Annotated in this window: 18 protein-coding genes and 1 tRNA gene; 12 read left to right on the top strand and 7 right to left on the bottom strand. The window is 56.7% G+C overall.

All coding sequences use genetic code 11. The annotated features are described in order from the left end of the window. The first annotated feature begins 21 nt into the window (after positions 1-21). The 3 genes from IFT53_RS18920 (at position 22) to IFT53_RS18910 (ending at position 3,220) form a co-directional block, all read left to right on the top strand. The gene (locus IFT53_RS18920) at positions 22-657 is read left to right on the top strand and encodes a LysE family translocator (protein WP_192066895.1); all 636 of its coding nucleotides are present in this window, start codon (positions 22-24) and stop codon (positions 655-657) included. A 38-nt stretch (positions 658-695) separates the two neighbouring features. Further along, on the top strand, positions 696-1,568 hold the full coding sequence (locus IFT53_RS18915) for an EamA family transporter (protein ID WP_192066894.1): 873 nt from the start codon (positions 696-698) through the stop codon (positions 1,566-1,568). A 131-nt stretch (positions 1,569-1,699) separates the two neighbouring features. After that, positions 1,700-3,220, top strand: coding sequence for an ATP-binding protein (locus IFT53_RS18910; protein ID WP_192066892.1), 1,521 nt, complete (start codon positions 1,700-1,702; stop codon positions 3,218-3,220). A 37-nt stretch (positions 3,221-3,257) separates the two neighbouring features. Here the strand turns inward: IFT53_RS18910 and IFT53_RS18905 are convergent, their stop codons facing one another. Beyond that, entirely contained in the window at positions 3,258-4,241 is a 984-nt protein-coding gene (locus IFT53_RS18905) for a TerC family protein (RefSeq protein WP_042619321.1), read from the bottom strand. A gap of 443 nt (positions 4,242-4,684) precedes the next feature. Here IFT53_RS18905 and rpsD point away from each other — a divergent pair, with 443 nt between their 5' ends. Further along, positions 4,685-5,302 (top strand): 30S ribosomal protein S4, encoded by a 618-nt coding sequence (gene rpsD / locus IFT53_RS18900; RefSeq protein WP_042619322.1) that lies wholly within the window; start codon positions 4,685-4,687, stop codon positions 5,300-5,302. Positions 5,303-5,419: 117 nt separating this feature from the next. Here the strand turns inward: rpsD and IFT53_RS18895 are convergent, their stop codons facing one another. After that, positions 5,420-6,112: an HAD family hydrolase gene (locus IFT53_RS18895; RefSeq protein WP_192066890.1), complete on the bottom strand. Its 693-nt coding sequence runs from the start codon at positions 6,110-6,112 to the stop codon at positions 5,420-5,422. Between the two features lie 204 nt (positions 6,113-6,316). Here IFT53_RS18895 and rpiA point away from each other — a divergent pair, with 204 nt between their 5' ends. The 5 genes from rpiA to recJ all read left to right on the top strand — a co-directional run bounded on the left by rpiA (position 6,317) and on the right by recJ (position 11,693). Beyond that, complete coding sequence (rpiA, locus tag IFT53_RS18890; protein ID WP_042619324.1) at positions 6,317-7,015, top strand: ribose-5-phosphate isomerase RpiA; 699 nt, start codon at positions 6,317-6,319, stop codon at positions 7,013-7,015. Positions 7,016-7,032: 17 nt separating this feature from the next. After that, the gene (locus IFT53_RS18885) at positions 7,033-7,638 is read left to right on the top strand and encodes a DUF2059 domain-containing protein (protein WP_192066888.1); all 606 of its coding nucleotides are present in this window, start codon (positions 7,033-7,035) and stop codon (positions 7,636-7,638) included. Between the two features lie 130 nt (positions 7,639-7,768). After that, the gene (gene gor / locus IFT53_RS18880) at positions 7,769-9,157 is read left to right on the top strand and encodes a glutathione-disulfide reductase (RefSeq protein ID WP_042619724.1); all 1,389 of its coding nucleotides are present in this window, start codon (positions 7,769-7,771) and stop codon (positions 9,155-9,157) included. Positions 9,158-9,592: 435 nt separating this feature from the next. Beyond that, positions 9,593-9,793: a hypothetical protein gene (locus IFT53_RS18875; protein ID WP_192066886.1), complete on the top strand. Its 201-nt coding sequence runs from the start codon at positions 9,593-9,595 to the stop codon at positions 9,791-9,793. Between the two features lie 97 nt (positions 9,794-9,890). After that, on the top strand, positions 9,891-11,693 hold the full coding sequence (gene recJ / locus IFT53_RS18870) for a single-stranded-DNA-specific exonuclease RecJ (protein ID WP_192066999.1): 1,803 nt from the start codon (positions 9,891-9,893) through the stop codon (positions 11,691-11,693). Between the two features lie 90 nt (positions 11,694-11,783). On the opposite strand, the gene IFT53_RS18865 is transcribed toward recJ, so the two are convergent. From IFT53_RS18865 to IFT53_RS18850, 4 genes are all read right to left on the bottom strand, one after another. Continuing rightward, positions 11,784-11,858: transfer RNA gene (locus IFT53_RS18865), tRNA-Glu, on the bottom strand. A gap of 396 nt (positions 11,859-12,254) precedes the next feature. Further along, positions 12,255-12,458, bottom strand: coding sequence for a DUF3126 family protein (locus IFT53_RS18860; RefSeq protein ID WP_042619327.1), 204 nt, complete (start codon positions 12,456-12,458; stop codon positions 12,255-12,257). 94 nt (positions 12,459-12,552) lie between these two features. After that, complete coding sequence (gene cysE, locus IFT53_RS18855) at positions 12,553-13,377, bottom strand: serine O-acetyltransferase (RefSeq protein ID WP_042619328.1); 825 nt, start codon at positions 13,375-13,377, stop codon at positions 12,553-12,555. 132 nt (positions 13,378-13,509) lie between these two features. Next, the gene (locus IFT53_RS18850) at positions 13,510-14,298 is read right to left on the bottom strand and encodes an alpha/beta fold hydrolase (RefSeq protein WP_192066884.1); all 789 of its coding nucleotides are present in this window, start codon (positions 14,296-14,298) and stop codon (positions 13,510-13,512) included. A gap of 153 nt (positions 14,299-14,451) precedes the next feature. Here IFT53_RS18850 and IFT53_RS18845 point away from each other — a divergent pair, with 153 nt between their 5' ends. Beyond that, the gene (locus IFT53_RS18845; protein WP_192066883.1) at positions 14,452-14,697 is read left to right on the top strand and encodes a zinc-finger domain-containing protein; all 246 of its coding nucleotides are present in this window, start codon (positions 14,452-14,454) and stop codon (positions 14,695-14,697) included. Positions 14,698-14,721: 24 nt separating this feature from the next. Further along, entirely contained in the window at positions 14,722-15,891 is a 1,170-nt protein-coding gene (locus tag IFT53_RS18840) for an FAD-dependent monooxygenase (protein WP_192066881.1), read from the top strand. Here IFT53_RS18840 and IFT53_RS18835 read toward each other — a convergent pair. After that, complete coding sequence (locus IFT53_RS18835; RefSeq protein WP_192066879.1) at positions 15,888-17,072, bottom strand: cystathionine beta-lyase; 1,185 nt, start codon at positions 17,070-17,072, stop codon at positions 15,888-15,890. The genes IFT53_RS18840 and IFT53_RS18835 overlap by 4 nt on opposite strands. A 433-nt stretch (positions 17,073-17,505) precedes the next feature. Between IFT53_RS18835 and IFT53_RS18830 the strand changes: the two genes are divergently transcribed. Beyond that, the gene (locus IFT53_RS18830; protein WP_042619331.1) at positions 17,506-18,528 is read left to right on the top strand and encodes an amino acid ABC transporter substrate-binding protein; all 1,023 of its coding nucleotides are present in this window, start codon (positions 17,506-17,508) and stop codon (positions 18,526-18,528) included. The last annotated feature ends 1 nt before the right edge of the window (position 18,529 follow it).

The following is an 18,529-nucleotide window of genomic DNA, read 5'->3' as shown; positions in this document are numbered from 1 at the left end:
ATCGCTAAGGGAGACATGATTATGCCGATTGAGAACTGGCTGGCCTTTGTTGCCGCATCTGCCATTATGCTTGCCATTCCCGGACCAACAATCCTGCTGGTCATTTCCTATGCGCTGGGCCATGGGCGGAAGGCGAGTTCTGCCACCGTTGCTGGCGTGGCGCTGGGGGATTTTACGGCGATGACGGCGTCGATGCTGGGGCTGGGTGCGCTGCTTGCGACATCCGCCGCGCTGTTTACGGGCCTCAAATGGGTGGGGGCCGCCTATCTCATCTATCTTGGTATCAAGATCTGGCGGGCGCCGGTGAGCGGCGAGGGCGCAGGGGAAGAGCAGACAAAGGGCAGGGAACGTCCGCTCAAGATATTCCTGCATACCTATGTCGTCACGGCGCTCAATCCCAAGAGCATCATCTTTTTCGTGGCGTTCCTGCCGCAGTTTCTCACGCCATCTTTGCCCTTCTGGCCACAGGTCATGATCTTTGAGGTTACATTCCTTGTGCTTGCCACCTGCAACGCGGCTCTTTATGGATTGCTGGCAAGTGCGGCCCGCAACTCCATTCGCAAGCCAAATGTCCAACGTATCGTCAACCGTACGGGCGGCAGCCTGTTGATCGGGGCTGGTGTGTTGACCATGGGTTGGAAACGGGCCGTCGGTTAAGAGCGCCGCGATTTCCTGCGGCACCGATTGGAATTCACATGGCAGTGCCGCACATATTTCTCGCCCTCATCACTGTGTTTTTGTGGGGCTTCAACTTCGTTGTCATCAAGGTCGGCGTCATGAATATGCCGCCCTTGTTTCTGACGGCGTTGCGGTACTTTTTCGCCGCTGTCCCGCTCATCTTCTTTCTGCCGCGCCCCAAAGTGCCGTGGCAGCATATGGTGGTCTACGGCATGGTCATGGGCTGCGCGCAGTTCGGGCTTTTATACACCGCCATTAAATGGGGCCTGCCTGCGGGGTTGGCTTCGCTGGTCATGCAGTCGCAAGCCTTTTTCACCATGGCGCTGGCTGTAACCCTGCTGGGTGAAATTCCTTTGAAATCCCATGTGGCGGGAGCACTTGTTGCGTTCAGCGGTCTGGCCGTCATTGGTCTTGAGCGGCTGAACATCAGCGCCATGGTGCCGCTTTTAATGTGCGTCGGCGCGGCCTTCAGCTGGGCAATTGGCAATATCGTCAATCGCAAGGTGGGCAGGGTCAACGCGATCTCCTTCGTGGCCTGGACCAGCCTTGTGCCGGTGCTGCCACTAATAGCCCTTTCTCTTGTTCTGGAAGGTCCGCAGGCCATAGCAGTGGGTCTGGCAACGGCAAATCTCATGACGGTTCTTGTCGTTGTTTATATGGCTTATGGTGCAACAATCGTCGGGGCAGGGATATGGAGCTTTCTTCTGCTTCGTTATCCAGCTGGAACTGTCGCGCCATTTTCACTGCTGGTGCCAATTGTCGGCTTTATCGGTGCGTATTATGCTTTCGATGAGGAGATCACGCTGCTGGAGATCATTGGCAGCGCGCTCGTGGTCGCAGGACTTGCGCTCAATGTGTTCGGACGCCGCATTTCATTGGGGCGCGGCTGATAAGGCGTTTGCGATATTCCCTGTGCATTGTCGCGATGCGCGGGCGCATTTGTCGAAATATTTGGTAAAGAGAAGGTTCGCGCGGCGCATCGTCGGCACGTCATCCTTTCGCAGTGCAGGGAATTGTCAAATTGCAGGTCGGTATCGACATGGGAACGCTATCGGGCGGGCAGTCAGCCAAGCTCGATATTGAGGAATTGCTCGCCACACGCTTGCTGGTGCAGGGCAACTCCGGCTCAGGGAAATCCCATCTGCTCCGCCGTTTGCTGGAGCAATCCGCTCCCTGGGTGCAACAGGTCATCATCGATCCCGAAGGCGATTTCGTTACGCTGGCCGATAAGTTCGGCCATGTGGTGGTTGATGGTGAGCGCACGGAAGGCGAACTTTCCGGCATTGCGAACCGTATTCGCCAGCACCGGGTGTCCTGCGTTCTGACGCTGGAAGGCTTGGATGTCGAGCAGCAGATGCGCGCCGCCGCTGCCTTCCTGAACGGACTTTTCGATGCAGACCGCGAGTTCTGGTATCCCGTCCTTGTCGTGGTGGATGAGGCGCAGATGTTTGCCCCCTCCGTTGCTGGTGAGGTGACGGAAGACGCCCGCAAAATGTCGCTCGGTGCTATGACGAACCTGATGTGCCGTGGCCGTAAACGTGGCCTGGCCGGCGTTATTGCCACGCAGCGTTTGGCAAAGCTTGCCAAGAACGTCGCAGCCGAAGCATCCAACTTCCTGATGGGCCGCACGTTCCTCGATATCGATATGGCGCGTGCAGCCGATCTGCTGGGCATGGACCGCCGTCAGGCGGAAATGTTCCGCGATCTGCAACGCGGGAATTTCGTGGCGCTCGGACCGGCGCTGTCGCGTCGCCCTCTGCCGATCATCATTGGTGCAGTGGAAACCTCGGCACGATCGTCGTCGCCGAAGCTCATGCCGCTGCCCGACTCACCGCAGGATGTGGAAGACCTGATCTTCACGCCTGACCCGGAGGAATTCACCCGCGCGCCGGTGCGCCGGACCCCGCCGGCACCGCGCCCAACGACTGATATTCTGGCCGAGCTTGCTCGTTCCACGCCAGCCATTGGGGGCCCGGAGCCGCAGCAGCCGACACAGCGCAGCAGCCAGCCTGAAATGTCGCCAGAAGAGCGCGAAGATAAGATTTCTGCCGTGCTATCGGAAATCATGGACGATCCGCAATCGGCCTATCGCACCGATGCGGTTCTCTATCAGGAGTTTCTGGTGCGCGCCCGCATGCGGCGCATTCCTGGCACCCCCATGGCGCTTTCCGAGTTCCGCCGTCAGGTGGCCATCACCCGCTCCGGCGTGGATGCGGAGATGGCGGCAAGCGAGGACTGGCAGAGGGCGCTCGCACTCTCCAAGAGCGTGTCAGACGATTTGCAGGGTGTTTTCCTGTTGTTGGTCAAGGCAGCTCTGAACGAAGAGCCATGTCCTTCAGATGCCCGCATCGCGCGCGCCTATGGCACGCATTCCGCGCGTCGTGCCCGCATGCTGCTCGGCTATTTCGAGGAGAAGGAACTGGTTGTCGTGCACGCGGATTTCTCCGGCAAGCGCATCGTTGCGTTCCCTGACCTCGACGCAAAAACCGCACCCGGAGATGCGGATGCGGCTGATGAAACTTCAAAGTTGGCAGCAGAGTAAACTATGAAGGCGGCTTTCGCCGCCTCCACATCTGTCATTATTCTACAGCTTTCGTTTCATTGCGGGTCGCCCACAGCGAGCCGATGATGCCGGTCGCAAGGATCGCGACTGTCACACCGAGCGATACTGTCGGCGGGATCTTGGCAATGCCGAGCATGTCAGCCACGAAGATCTTGGAACCGACGAAGACCAGAACCGCAGCCAACGCATATTTCAGATACGCAAAGCGGTGGATGAGGGCAGCCAGCGCGAAGTAGAGAGCGCGAAGGCCAAGGATCGCGAAGATGTTCGATGTGTAAACGATGAACGGGTCGGTGGTGATCGCGAAGATCGCTGGGATCGAGTCGACCGCGAAGATAAGGTCGGCAATTTCGACCATGATCAGCGCGAGGAACAGCGGCGTTACAAACGTCTTCAGCTTGCCCGTCTTTTCGTCGACTTCCTTTACGATGAATTTTTCACCGTGCAGCGCGTTGGTGACCGGCAGGTGCTTGCGCAGGAACTTCAGGATCTTGTTGTTGCCGATATCATTCGCATCATGATCTGACGAGAACAGCATCTTGAGGCCGGTAAAGACCAGAAACGCCGCGAAGATATAAAGCACCCAGTGGAAGTTCTCGACGATGGCTGCACCAGCGGCAATCATGATACCGCGCAGAACGATCACGCCCAGAATACCCCAGAGCAGCACGCGGTGCTGATATTGGCGAGGGATGGCAAAATAGGAGAAGATCATGGCGATGATGAAGATGTTGTCCATCGCCAGGCTTTTCTCGACGACAAAGCCTGTCACATATTCCAAAGCCAGTTGCTGGCCGGATTGATACCAAATCCAGCCGCCGAAGGCCAAGCCGATACCGATATAGAAGGTGGACATCAGCATGCTTTCGCGAATGCCGATTTCCTTGGAGTTTTTGTGCAACACGCCCAAATCAAGGGCGAGAAGACCTAATACGAGAGAAATAAAGACAGCCCACATCCAGGTGGGGGTGCCGAGAAAATCAGCGAAGAGAAATTCCATCAGTCAACCTTTGGCCGGACGAGGTTGGCTTTTCAGATGGGGACGCGTGAGCAATATTTAGACGTGGCCCCACCCTCAAGAGACTCGACATCGCGTATTGTCCGGTAATACGCCAGAGGGGCCCGAGTCCTGATCACGGACGAGAAATAATGTGGCGAAATCCTGTTTCAAGAGGGGTGTCAAACTTTTTTCTCATTGACATATTTATGAAGGAACCATAGAAGCCGCACAACACCGGGCAGCAATGCTCGGTGTTATCTGTTGATTGCCTTGCAGCTCGAAAGTTGTCGTTCGGCAATCGACATCACCGACATGTCCCGTGGCTTCTCCATTCGCAAATGTGAGAAATCTGTCAGAGGTCCTAAAACGGGACCTCAGAGGAGGGCGTGTTTCCTTGATCCGGTTTGGCAACAAACCGGTGTAACATTCTGAAAGGAAATACGATGAGCAAGCGCGAATCGTCTAAGTATAAAATTGACCGCCGCATGGGCGAAAATATCTGGGGTCGTCCTAAGTCTCCAGTAAACCGCCGCGAATACGGCCCAGGCCAGCACGGCCAGCGCCGCAAGGGCAAGATGAGCGACTTCGGCACGCAGCTGCGCGCCAAGCAGAAGCTGAAGGGCTACTACGGTGAAGTCCGTGAAAAGCAGTTCCGTGCAACTTACGACGAAGCTAACCGTCGCAAGGGTGACACATCCGAGAACCTGATCGGTCTGCTCGAGTCCCGTCTGGACGCGATCGTATACCGCGCAAAGTTCGTTCCGACTGTTTTTGCTGCTCGCCAGTTCGTAAACCATGGCCACGTCACGGTTAACGGCGTTCGCGTCAACATCGGTTCTTACCGCTGCAAGCCAGGCGACGTTATCGAAGTTCGCCAGAAGTCCAAGCAGCTGGTAACGGTTCTGGAAGCTGTTGCTCTCGCAGAGCGCGACGTTCCTGACTACGTTGAAGTTGATCACAACAAGATGGTTGCGACATTCGTTCGCGTTCCTGCTCTTGCTGACGTTCCTTACGCCGTCGTCATGGAACCACACCTTGTGGTCGAATTCTACTCGCGTTAATCTGCGTGTAGCATCCATTGGAAAAGCCGCCTTTCGAGGCGGCTTTTTTTATGCGCGGTTTTGGGGAAGTGCCGTCACCTCGCAGAATGCGGGATGACGGGCGAGGTGGCCTGCACCTTAGACTGTTGCTGCTGCCCGCTGTTTGATCAGCCGCTCGATCAGCGCCGCATCAAGTTCGCCATAGCTGTCAATGACCACGTCAGGTCCAAGCTCAGCCATTGGCACATCCGTGTAACCAAATGTGACGCCGACCGATGGTATCTGGGCGTTCTTGGCCGAAGCGATGTCGTTCAGGCTGTCGCCCACCATCACGCTGCGTGCGAGTTCTCCGCCAGCTTTTTCGATCGTACCCAGAATGTGGCGCGCATCCGGCTTGCGCCATTCAAACGTATCGCCGCAGGTCGTGGCTGCGAAATAGTGGCTAAGGCCCAGTTTCTCCAGAAGCGGTATAGCAAGCGCGGTAGTCTTGTTGGTGCAAACGGCAAGGGTAAAGCCTGCGTCTTTCAGCCTTTCGAGTGCATCGACAATGCCGGGGTAAGGAACGCTCTGACCAGGCATCTGTTCGAGATAGTGGGAGAGAAAGCGCTCATAGAGCGGCTCCAGCTCGTTGTCGGGCAGTTCCCTGTCGCGCAGCGCAAAAGCCCGCTTGATCATGACGCGCGCGCCATGACCAACGAGGTGCTTGAGGTCATCATAGGTTGTTGGCGCTAGACCGGCGGCGGCAATCGCATAATTCAGGCTGTCGATGAGGTCGGGGGCGGTTTCGACAAGTGTTCCGTCGAGATCGAATATCACGAGAGTGGAAGTCAAGGCATGCCTCTTGGTGTGCGGTGTGTCGTTCGACCAAGGCTAAGCATCGTTCTTGCGTTTTGCAATGAAACCTTTGAATCGTTGCGCGTATCCCTTGCAAGGGCTTTCGTTTGTTATTCGACCCGTGTAAACAGCACGCCAGCGTGGGTATCCTGTGGCAGGGTCTCCACGTTTATCGATCCACGACATGGAGTTTGCAGCCGCATGGATGCCCGCCAAATGAAGATCAAGGCCGCAGAAGCGGCGTTGTCCTACGTCGAAGACGGTATGCGTCTTGGGATTGGAACGGGTTCCACGGCAGAAGAATTCGTGAGGCTTCTGGCCGAAAAAGTGTCCAACGGCCTGAAAGTTCAAGGCGTTCCAACATCCGAACGCACCGCACGTCTGTGTGTGGAGCTGGGCGTTCCCTTGAAATCGCTGGACGAGCTTCCAGAACTGGATCTGACCATTGATGGTGCCGACGAGGTCGACCACGGCCTGCGACTCATCAAGGGCGGTGGCGGTGCCTTGCTGCGCGAAAAAATCGTTGCGGCATCTTCATCTCGCATGATCGTGATTGCCGATCAGACAAAGGTCGTGGAGACGCTTGGCGCTTTTCCACTGCCTATCGAGATCAATATTTTCGGGCAGGTTGCGACCTGCATAGCTATTGAGAATGTGGCTTCAAAACTCGGCCTGACAGGCGATTTGAAGCTGCGTTCGCTGGAGGATGGCCCCTTCACAACAGACGGTGGCCACCTCATTTTCGACGCATCTTTTGGCCGTATTCCTGATGCAGAAGCACTGGCACGCGAGCTGAACGCCATACCGGGTGTTGTCGAGCACGGACTTTTCATTAATCTGGCATCGCTTGCCATTATCGCCGGGCCGGATGGCGCCCGCGTAATGCAGGCGAAACTATAACAGGAGCGAGAGATTTCATGATCAACCTTGCGGGACTGGGCAAAGCTGCCGCTGCTTCGATCTTCATTTCCGGCATCGTGTTCGGCACCGCCGTTCGTGCGCAGGAAATTTCCGAAGCGCATATTGCTGCTGCAAAGCAGGCAATCAGCACGCTGGGCGTAACAGACCGGTTTGACGATATTCTTCCGGGCCTTGCAGAACGCCTGAAGTCTGAGCTCATTCAGGCTTCGCCAAATGTTGAAGACGCGATTACCGCGACCGTAGACGCCAAGGCGCTTGAACTCGCATCGCGTCGTGCCGATCTGGAGCGCGAAGCAGCTTTGACTTACGCGCGCGCATTCTCGCTCGATGAGCTGAAAGCGATCTCGACTTTCTACGGCAGTGAAGCTGGCAAGAAGTTGCTGAAAGACGGCCCTATTGCCACACGCGAATTGATGAAGGCCGCTGACATCTGGGCAGCTGGTATCAACCGCGATCTCAACACGTCCAGCATGGCAGAACTTCAGAAGGTTGCTGGCGCTGATCTTCAGCCGCTTCCTGCCAATGGTGCCAATGTTGGTGGCGCACCAGGCGCAACCGCTGCGCCGGCACCAGCGGCACCAGCTGCCAAGCCAAAGCCCTGATCTTTTTCAAACAGGTTTGAGAATATTTCAAAGCCCGGATTAAACTCCGGGCTTTTCATTTATGTCATGCGCCACCTATATGACTGTATCGGGGATGACCAAGGTCGTCCTTCCCATCAGAGGCTCTGGCATGACATCTTACGATTATGATCTCTTCGTTATTGGCGGTGGTTCCGGCGGCGTGCGCAGCGCCCGTGTGGCTGCGTCCCTCGGCAAACGAGTCGGTATTGCGGAAGAGTACCGCTACGGCGGAACATGCGTCATCCGTGGTTGCGTGCCGAAGAAGCTGTTCGTTTATGCCTCGCAATTCCGAGAACATTTTGAAGATGCCGAGGGCTTTGGCTGGACTGTCGGCGAAAGCTCGTTCGACTGGAAAAAGCTGATTGCGGCCAAGGACAAGGAAATCACGCGCCTGGAAGGCCTCTATCGAAAGGGTCTTGAGAACGCCAAGGCCGAAATTTTCGACAGCCGCGCCGAGCTCGTTGATGCACACACCGTCAAGCTGACGAAAACTGGCCACACGGTTACGGCGGAGCGTATCGTGATTGCCGTTGGTGGAACGCCGAACCCGCATGCCTCGCTGCCCGGCCACGAGTTGACGATTTCCTCCAATGAGGCGTTTGATCTGGATGAGTTGCCCAAGTCCATTCTGATTGCCGGTGGTGGTTACATCGCGGTGGAGTTCGCCAATATCTTCCATGGCCTTGGTGTCGAAACCACTCTGATCTATCGTGGCAAGGAAATCCTCTCGCGCTTCGATAATGACATGCGTGCGGGCCTGCATGCGGCCATGGTCGAGAAAGGCATCCGCATCATTCTGGAAGACATTATCCAGGAAGTCAGCAAGGATGAAGCCGGTGGTTTGATTGCCCGCACCAAGCAAGGCCACACATTGGCCGTTGGTCAGGTCATGCTGGCCCTTGGTCGTGATCCAAACACAAATGGCCTCGGTCTCGAAAATGCTGGTGTTGCGGTCAACGAGCGAGGGGCCATTATCGTCGATGATTATTCGCGCACCAATGTCCCCAGCATCTTCGCGCTTGGTGATGTCACTGACCGGGTACAGCTGACGCCTGTGGCGATCCACGAAGCCATGTGCTTCATCGAAACCGAGTTCAAGAACAACCCCACCAAGCCTGACCACCACCTCATTGCGACCGCCGTTTTCTCCCAGCCGGAAATTGGCACCGTGGGAATTTCAGAGGAAGAAGCCTCTGCCAAGTTTGAGGAAATAGAGGTGTACCGTGCCCAGTTCCGCCCCATGAAAGCGACCCTTTCCGGCCGGTCTGAAAAGATGATCATGAAGCTCATTGTCAATGCGGCAGACCGCAAGGTCGTCGGTGCCCACATCCTCGGGCATGATGCGGGCGAAATGGCGCAGCTTCTGGGCATCACGCTGAAGGCCGGTTGCACCAAGGACGACTTCGACGCGACAATGGCGGTTCACCCCACTGCTGCGGAAGAGCTGGTAACGATGTACACGCCGACCTACCGGATCAAGAACGGGGAAAGGCTATAAGCGAAGCCTTGCTTCGCTCGCCATTTCCCCGTCTGCTCAAAAAAATAAAATTCTTTTCTCAATGTCCCTAACACCCATGCCTAAAATCCATCCGCGTCCCTGACGGCAGTGTATCGCGAGACATTGCGGGCAGGGGAGCTGGAAGCATTTATTTTGCCCGGAACGTGCGGGCAAGGCCTGATGCTGCCAGGATGGCAGGCTTCGGTCGCCACCTCAACCATTCACGGTTGGAGCGGCGGCAGGGGCTTGAGGATGACGATTTGGGGCGCAGCCGGGACCATTCACGGCTCGGCTGCTGTCCTAAGACGTGTCGACGCCAGGGGCCACGCAAATGCTGACGTGTGTTTAGCGGATCTTTGACAATCGAATCTTTGTACAAAGGCGCTCTGTGGTGCTAATATGCGGGATGTTCACAAAACGTTGGGAGGCGTGGCCGTGAAATCATCAATATTGTTCAAGGAAGACAATTCCGTTCGCCCGGATCCCGATCATAGATCGCGTAAGGCGGGGGCAAACGACAATCTCCGTAGTCTGGAATTCGAGATGGACGGGCAGGGGCGCGACTGGCGCTTGCCGTGCCTGGTTGCCGCGATTTCAGCAGCTTTTGCCGCCTTCATCTTCTTGCCCATGTGGTAAGCCGCGCAGACAAGAGATTTGTGCTTGAAAAAGCCCGGTTCGGCCTTTAGCCCCTTGGTCAGAACAATCTGGCTGGATGGGTAGCTGACGAATGGCAATGAATGAACCGGTCGATGCTGTGCCGAGAGCCTTTCTCGGGGTGGATCGGTCGGCAACGGAGCAGAAGTGGATGTCGCGGCTGGATCAGGCCGGGCAGAACCGTGCTCTGGCCATGTCGCAAGTTCACGCCATTCCCGAGCTGGTCGCCCGTGTGCTGGCGGGCCGTGGTGTCGGCGTTGATGATGCGCTGGCCTTTCTGGACCCCACCATCCGCTCCCTCATGCCAGACCCGCTGACGCTGACGGATTGCGAAAAGGCGGCAACACGCATTGCCACCGCCATCAAGCGACAGGAAAAGGTTGCGATCTTCGGAGATTATGACGTGGACGGAGCCTCTTCATCCGCGCTGATGTTCCGCTTCCTGCACCATTTTGGGCTGGAGCCGGAAATCTACATTCCTGATCGTATTTTCGAAGGTTACGGCCCAAACCCCGCCGCCATGCAGCAGCTTGCCGCCAATGGCAACTCACTCATCATTACGGTCGACTGTGGCTCCACAAGCCACGAGTCCCTCGCCGCTGCGCGTGACGCCAAGACCGATGTCGTCGTTATCGATCACCACCAGGTTGGCACTGAGTTGCCGCCAGCCGTGGCGCTGGTCAATCCGAACCGCGAGGACGACCTTTCCGGGCAGGGGCATCTCTGCGCGGCAGGCGTTGTGTTTCTGGTGTTGGTCGCCACGCTGCGCGTCTTGAAGGACGTGCGCGATAGCCGGGCCTACACGCTCGATCTTCTTTCGTTGCTGGATATCGTGGCGCTTGCCACCGTGTGCGATGTGGTGCCGCTTAAGGGCCTGAACCGCGCCTATGTGGTGAAAGGCCTGATCGCCGCGCGCCACATGAAGAATGCTGGCCTTGCCGCACTTTTCAAGAAGGCAGGCCTTGGTGGGCCGGTCACGCCCTACCACTTCGGCTTTCTGGTCGGCCCGCGCATCAATGCCGGTGGCCGCATTGGCGATGCGGCGCTGGGCAGCCGTCTGCTGACGCTGGATGACGAATCGCAAGCCGAAATTATCGCGGCAAAGCTGGATGAGCTGAACCGCGAACGCCAGGCCATGGAAGCCGCCATGCTGGCCGAAGCGGAGGCCGAGGCTCTCTATGAATATGGCGACGGCACCGGCGCGGGCGTGATTGTCACGGCGCGGGAAAACTGGCACCCCGGAATCGTCGGCCTGCTGGCCTCCCGCCTGAAAGACCGCTTCCGCCGCCCGGCCTTTGCCATCGCTTTTGACTCGCAGGGCAAGGGCACAGGCTCAGGGCGCTCCATCAATGGCTTTGATATGGGGAAGATGGTGCGCAACGCTGTGGATGCCGGTCTGCTGGTCAAGGGTGGCGGTCACGCGATGGCGGCAGGTTTGACGGTGGAGCGCGCCAATCTGGGTCGCCTGAGAACCTTCTTCGAAGAAGCGGCGCAAAAGACCGTGTTTCAATTGGTCGAGAACAGTGTGCTGAAGATCGATGGGGCTATCGGCGCATCCGGCGCCACGTTGGAACTGGTAGAGCAGATGGAGCAGGCAGGCCCTTTTGGCTCCGGCCACTCGCAACCCATCTTCGCCGTGCCCGCTCATCGGCTGCGTGACGTGCGCGTTGTCGGTACGTCCCACGTCAAAATCACGCTTGAGGCCATGGATGGCTCTCGGCTGGATGGCATCGCATTCCGTGCCGCAGACGCACCTCTTGGCCAAATGCTGATGAACGCCCGGGGACGCCAGATCCATGTGGCTGGTACGCTGGGGGCAGATCAATGGCAGGGACAGAAGAGGGTGCAGCTGCGCGTGCTGGACGCCGCCCTCGCGCCTTAAACAGCGCACGACGCAGACAAAGTCTTCAGCAGGAAGCCATTACAAACAGCTTTAACTGACGCTTCTATTACGATGAAATCATTGGGGAAGTGGTACGCCCTAGGGGAGTCGAACCCCTCTTTTCAGAATGAAAATCTGACGTCCTAACCGATAGACGAAGGGCGCATACCTTGTGTGGCGCCCTTATAGTCAGGCACTGGATTCTCCGCAAGCGCCTATTTTCATTTTTTTGCATTTCGATGACATTTTTTGTTCCAGCATGCAGCAAGGCTGTGGAAAACTCCCGCAACACCAGGATGATGCGGCGTAAAACATTGTCGTAATTAAATGGGAAAGGGGGAAGCGTGGGATTACATCGGGGTACAGGGGGCGTTCCCACATTGTAACCCCACGCCTCATCGGGGGACGTGGGAATAACGGACAATCCAGAAACTGGTTCCGCGGTTTTTGCAAAATATTTGCAGCCCATTCCAAAAACAAAACCGCCCGCAGACATCTCGTCGCGGGCGGCTTGAAAACTGGATATCACCGCATGGTGATAAGGGCATCGCCTTGTGGCGATTACAGATCGACGTCGAGGATGGCCATGGAGAAATTGTAAGAGCGGTCGCCGTCTTCGTCATCGATATAGACGACGCCAAGGAATTCTTCGCCAGCATAAACTTCGGCCGAATCGTCCTTGCGTGGGCGGGCCTTCACAACCATGTTTTCATTGAAGGTACGCTTGAAATAGGCGTCGAGCTTTTTGATTTCTTCGGCTTTCACCACTGTTCTCCTGTGCGGTTCACGTTGCGCCGCTTTTGGCATGGCTTAAAGGCGAAAGTAAAGTGGAGCTGTAAAAACGCACAGCTCCGAAAGCCTAGATATCCGCCCCGACGATCTGATCCATGATGCGCGATGGCTCGCTGCATCCGGCTTCGCCAACCACACGTGCAGGCACACCGGCAACGGTTGCATTGGGCGGCACTGGCTTGAGAACCACGGAGCCTGCGGCAATGCGCGAGCATGCGCCGATTTCGATATTGCCGAGGATTTTCGCCCCCGCACCAATCAGAACGCCGCTGCTGATCTTGGGGTGGCGGTCTGCACCTTCCTTGCCGGTGCCACCAAGGGTGACTCCATGCAGAATGGAGACATTGTCGCCAATGACAGCGGTTTCACCGACGACGAGGCCAGTGGCATGATCGAGGAACATGCCCTTGCCGATCCGGGCCGCAGGGTTGATATCGGTCTGGAACACGCTGGAGGCACGGCTTTGCAGATAGAGCGCAAAATCGCGGCGTCCCTTCTGCCACAGCCAATGCGCCAGCCGGTGCGTCTGAATGGCCTGAAAGCCCTTAAAGTAAAGCACAGGCTCCAGAAAACGGGTGCAGGCGGGGTCGCGGTCATAAACCGCCTGAATATCCACGCGCAGAATGGAGCCCCATTCCGGCCAGTCTTCCAGCATTTCCTCAAATGTCTGGCGCAGCAGAACGGCCTGCATATCCCGGTGGTCCAGCAACTCGCAAATGCGATAGGTGACGCAGGCTTCAAGGGAATGGTGGTTCAAAATTGTGGAGTAGAAAAAGGCCGAGAGCAGCGGATCCTGCGCTGCTGCCGCACGTGCTTCGTTTTGTAGACTTCCCCAGATGGGATCAACCACGGAAAGGTGCTCCTGCTGGCGTGCCTCTGTGCGTGCGACCATAACTGGTCTCCCTCGATTTCGTGCCGTTCTTATACAGAAAAAACTGTTGCCTAGAAATGGTGATTTACCAACGCGGTTAAAGACGCGAAAGCATCAGTTTTTCTGACAGAGTTTTGGAAATGATTGTCTTGATCACGCGCAAGCGTCGATCTCGCGATAAAATTCCAGAACGGCACCCTTGAACACGCGGTCGCCAACCGCCAGCATGTGGTCGCGCCCGGGGATGTCGATGGCTTTCGCATGCGGCATCAGATCAGCAAGTTCCTGGCCTGAACCGGCAATATCATCCTTGGTGCCAACGGCGATCAGCGTCGGAATGTCGATCTTTGCCGCTTCCTCGCGGGTGACGAGAACGCGAGAGGTTTCGATACAGGCGGCAAGGGCAATGCGGTCGCTTTTTGTCTGGTCGGCGAAAGCACGAAACATGCGGCCACGCTCATGGGTCACGACATCGAGCGATTGGGCGCGAAGGGCATCCGCAATCGGGTCCCAATCACCGACGCCATCCACCATGCCAATGCCCAGCCCACCGAACACCAGCGAAAGCACGCGCTCCGGATGGGCCATGGCGAGAAACGCGGAAATGCGCGCACCCATGGAGTAGCCCATGATATGGGCTTGGGAAATGCCCAAATGATCAAGCAGGCCGATGGCGTCTTCTGCCATGGTCGCGGGATAGTAGGCGTCGGAATCATGTGGCTTGTCGCTTGCGCCATGGCCGCGATTATCCAGCGCAATAACGCGGTATCCGGCATCGCCCAGCGTCTTCAGCCAGCCGGGATGCACCCAGTTGACCGATGCGCTGGAGGCAAAGCCATGGATGAGCAGAACGGGGACGCCTGATGGATCGCCCTCATCGAAATAGGCCAGTTGCAGACCATCGCGGGTGAACGACAAATATTGCGGCACATTGAGATTCATCAAGCACATCCTTTTTTTGCGCAGCATATGTCAGGAAATCGATGCGTTGAACATATTGCGCGATGATTTCTGTGGAGGTCAAAAGCATTTGAGGTTACATATCCGCAAAAGCTGAGCTTCTGCTCAATGATGAAATCGCATTTGGAGACGATTATGGCCGGGCATACCATTCCCCACTTCCAGAACGACGGCGGACATCGCATGATCGAAATCGGCGTCAAGGAATTCATGTGCACGGGCGCATCCGTGCCGTTCGATCATCCGCATATCTTCATCGATATGGGTGATGACAATGAGAAGGTCTGTTCCTATTGCTCGACGCTTTATCGCTATAATCCGGCGGTCAAAGCCACGCAGACAAACCCTCCCGGCTGCGTCTTTCACGTGAAGGCCGCCTAACTTCCTTTCAGACTGGCGCTTTTCATGCCCGTAAAATCTGTGGCGATTGTCGGTGCCGGTATTGCCGGTCTGACTGCGGCCCTTGCCTTTGCCAGACACGGCATCCGTTGCGATATCATCGAGCGGGCCGAGCGGCTTGAAGAGGTTGGCGCGGGCCTGCAAATCTCGCCCAACGCCAGCCGCATATTGAGCGCGCTGGATGTGCTGCCGCAGATTGAACAGCAATGGCTGGAGCCCGACGCGGTTAACCTTGCGTCCGGGCATTCCCTCAAGCAACTCGTTTCACTGCCAATGCGACAGGTTGCGCGTCAGAGATGGGGTGCGCCTTATGGCGTTATGCACAGGGCGACCTTGCAAAACGCCCTTCTGGCAGCGGTGCGGCAAAACCCGCTCTGCCGTCTGCATCTGGGGAAACAGGTGGATGCGGTCAATGCGGCCATCCTGACCGAAATGACCTTGCATGAACATGACCTGATCGTTGGCAGCGATGGGGTCTGGTCCAGCGCCCGTTACGCCATTGCGGGAAGTCCCGCCGCGACATTTTCCGGTAATATCGCCTGGCGTTTCACCATTGCCGCTGATCAGGTGCCTGATTTTCTGCAAAAGCGCAGCGTTACGGCGTTTCTCGGGCCATCGGCGCATCTGGTGGCCTATCCGCTGGCTGAAACCGGTGGCTTCAACATCGTTGCCATCGCGACCGGTGCCAACCCCGGCGACACGTGGAAGGCAGAGGCGCAGGGCAAGCAGCATGCATTGTTGCTGAACCAGTTTCGCAACTGGCATCCGGCCTTTGGACATGTTCTGCAAGCTGTTTCAAAGCCAACATTCTGGCCATTGTTTCAGGCCGGAGAGGGCAGGTGGCAGAACGGCCGGGACACGGTGCTGATTGGCGATGCGGCCCATGCCATGATGCCATTCGCTGCTCAAGGTGCGGCCATGGCCATCGAGGACGCATTCGAGCTTGCGACATTCGTTACCCGCAACGACAATCTTGGCGAGGCGCTGGCTCAGTTCGAATCGCATCGCGTTCCCCGAATTGCGAAGGCACGCAAGCGGGCGGCGCTCAATAAGTTTGCCTACCACGCACGCGGGCCGATGCGGCTGGGCCGCGACCTGATGCTATCGATCAGGCCGCCAGAAGCGTTTCTGGCGGACTTTGATTGGCTCTATGGGTATAAGGCCGAAGGGCTTTAAGCCGCCGCCGCCGCAAATCCGGCTTCCAGATCCCGCTTCAGATCAGCAACATCTTCAAGGCCGATCTGCAGGCGAATGAGCGGGCCATCGCTCGGGCCTTTCGCCACGGTGCGATCCCGCACGGAAACGGGCACTGCCAGCGATTCGTAACCGCCCCAGGAAAAGCCGATGCCGAAGATCGACAAGGCGTTGAGGAAGGCGTGCGATGTCTCGGTAAAGCGGTCTGCTTCAGCCTTCAGGACGAAGGAGAAGACGCCGCTGGAGCCTTTGAAGTCCCGCTTCCAGAGGTCATGGGTTGGGAAGCTTGGCAAAGCAGGGTGCAGCACCTGCAAGACGTCATCCCGCGCTTCCAGCCAGTTGGCAATCTCCAGCGCGCTTTTCTGGTGATGCTCCAGCCGCATGCCCATGGTGCGCATGCCGCGCAGAACCTGATAGGCATCATCTGACGTGACGCAGAGACCCATATCGCGGTTGATATCATGCAGCTTTTTCCAATGCTTCTCATTGGCAGACACAAAGCCCATCAGCACATCGGAATGGCCAGCGGGATATTTCGTGGCTGCATGGATCGATACATCGACGCCGTGCTCCAGCGGCTTGAAATACAGTGGCGTGGACCAGGTATTGTCCATGGTGACGACGCAATCATGACGGTGGGCGATGGATGCCATCAGCGCCACATCCTGCATCTCGAATGTGTTGGAGCCGGGGGCTTCCAGATGAAGAAGCCGTGTATTGGGCCGGATGAGTGCTTCGATCCCGGCACCGATAGCGGGATCATAATATTCCACCTCGACACCGAACTGCTTGAGCATGGTGTTACAGAAGCGGCGGGTGGGGAAATAGACGGAATCAACGATGAGCGCATGGTCGCCAGCCGAGAGATAGGCTAGGAACGGCACTGTGACGGCAGCAAGGCCGGATGACAGAAGAATGGTGCCCGCCGAACCCTCAAGCGCGTTGATCATGTCACACAGCGCATCGGTGGTGGGGGTGCCGTGCGTGCCATAGGTATAGGCCTGATCTTCGGAAACGAGCGTCTGTGCATCTGGAAACAGCACAGTCGAGCCGCGCACGATAGGCGGATTGACGAAGCCGTGGTTGCTGGCCGGATCACTGCCGAGATGAGCAAGCCGCGTGTTGATGCCGGCGGCGTCGAGGAATCCGTCTTTGAATTTCATGCTGAATTGTCTCTCAATGATGTGTCGTGGGAAAATGAGACGCAAAGCCTGCCTTGGTCAAGACTTCGTTACATCAGGCACAATTGTTTGAGGATATTTTCAGCCCGCCTATACTCTTCCTCATATGGGCAGCAGCATGAACCGCTAAAGCGCGTATTAGGTGTGACGCACGCAAAAATTCAGTCTACCTGCCTGACAGCATGAGCAGAATTTAATCTGTTTTAGCGCATTTTATAGTCATATGCCCATAAAACGGACGGTATTTTAAAAAATCCGTTTTTTGGACACAATTATTCGGGGTGAGACTTGACCCTGACTGCGATTACGATTGTGATAGGTGCGCGCACCGGGAGGTGAGGCGGGGAGCTGACCGTAGACGACAAGATTACGGCTTTCTTCTGTGACGAATTAAGAAACAAAGGTTGGGAAAAAAATGAAAAAGGCAATTCTGTCAGCCGCCATTGGCGCAGCAGTTCTCGGAGCTGCATCGGCTGCATCTGCCGCCACGCTCGCAGACGTCAAGGCAAAGGGCTTTGTAACCTGTGGCGTGAGCTCTGGCATTCCAGGATTCTCTAACCCGGACGACAAGGGCGAATGGTCTGGTATCGACGTTGACTATTGCCGCGCGATCGCCTCTGCCGTTTTCGGCGATGCAAAGAAGGCAAAGTTCGTTCCCCTCACATCCAAGGACCGCTTCCCTGCGCTTCAGTCCGGTGAAGTCGATGTTCTGACACGTAACACCACATGGACAGCCAGCCGCGATACATCACTCGGCTTCAACTTCCGTACCGTCAACTATTATGACGGCCAGGGCTTTGTTGTGAAGAAGGCGCTGAACGTTAAGTCTGCTCTCGAGCTTTCCGGCGCTGCCGTCTGCGTTCAGCAGGGCACAACGACCGAACTCAACCTCGCTGACTACTTCAAGACCAACAACCTACAGTACAACCCTGTTGTATTTGAAAAGGAATCCGACGCGACTTCTGCTTACGACAGCGGCCGTTGCGACGTTTACACGACCGACCAGTCCGGTCTCTATGCCATCCGTTTGAAGATGAAGACACCGGACGAAAACGTCGTTCTGCCTGAAATCATCTCCAAGGAGCCGCTTGGACCTGCCGTTCGCCAGGGCGACGACCAGTGGTTTGACGTTGTAAGCTTTGCTCACTACGCCATGGTCAACGCTGAAGAACTTGGCATCACCTCCAAGAACGTTGATGAGCAGAAGACTGCTGCCAACCCAGACATCAAGCGTCTGCTCGGCACCGAGGAAGGCACCAAGATTGGTACCGATTTCGGCCTCACCAACGAATGGGCATACAACATCATCAAGCAGGTCGGTAACTACGGCGAAGTGTTTGATCGCAACGTTGGTGCCGGTTCTCCGCTGAAGATCGAGCGCGGTCTGAATGCATTGTGGAGCAAGGGCGGCCTGCAGTACGCACCGCCAATCCGTTAAT

It is taken from the genome of Rhizobium sp. CFBP 13644 (assembly GCF_014842165.1).
GTDB classification, from domain to species: Bacteria; Pseudomonadota; Alphaproteobacteria; order Rhizobiales; family Rhizobiaceae; genus Agrobacterium; species Agrobacterium tumefaciens_C.
The sequence above is the reverse complement of the archived record's forward strand: the minus strand, read 5'-3'. Positions and strand labels throughout refer to the sequence as shown.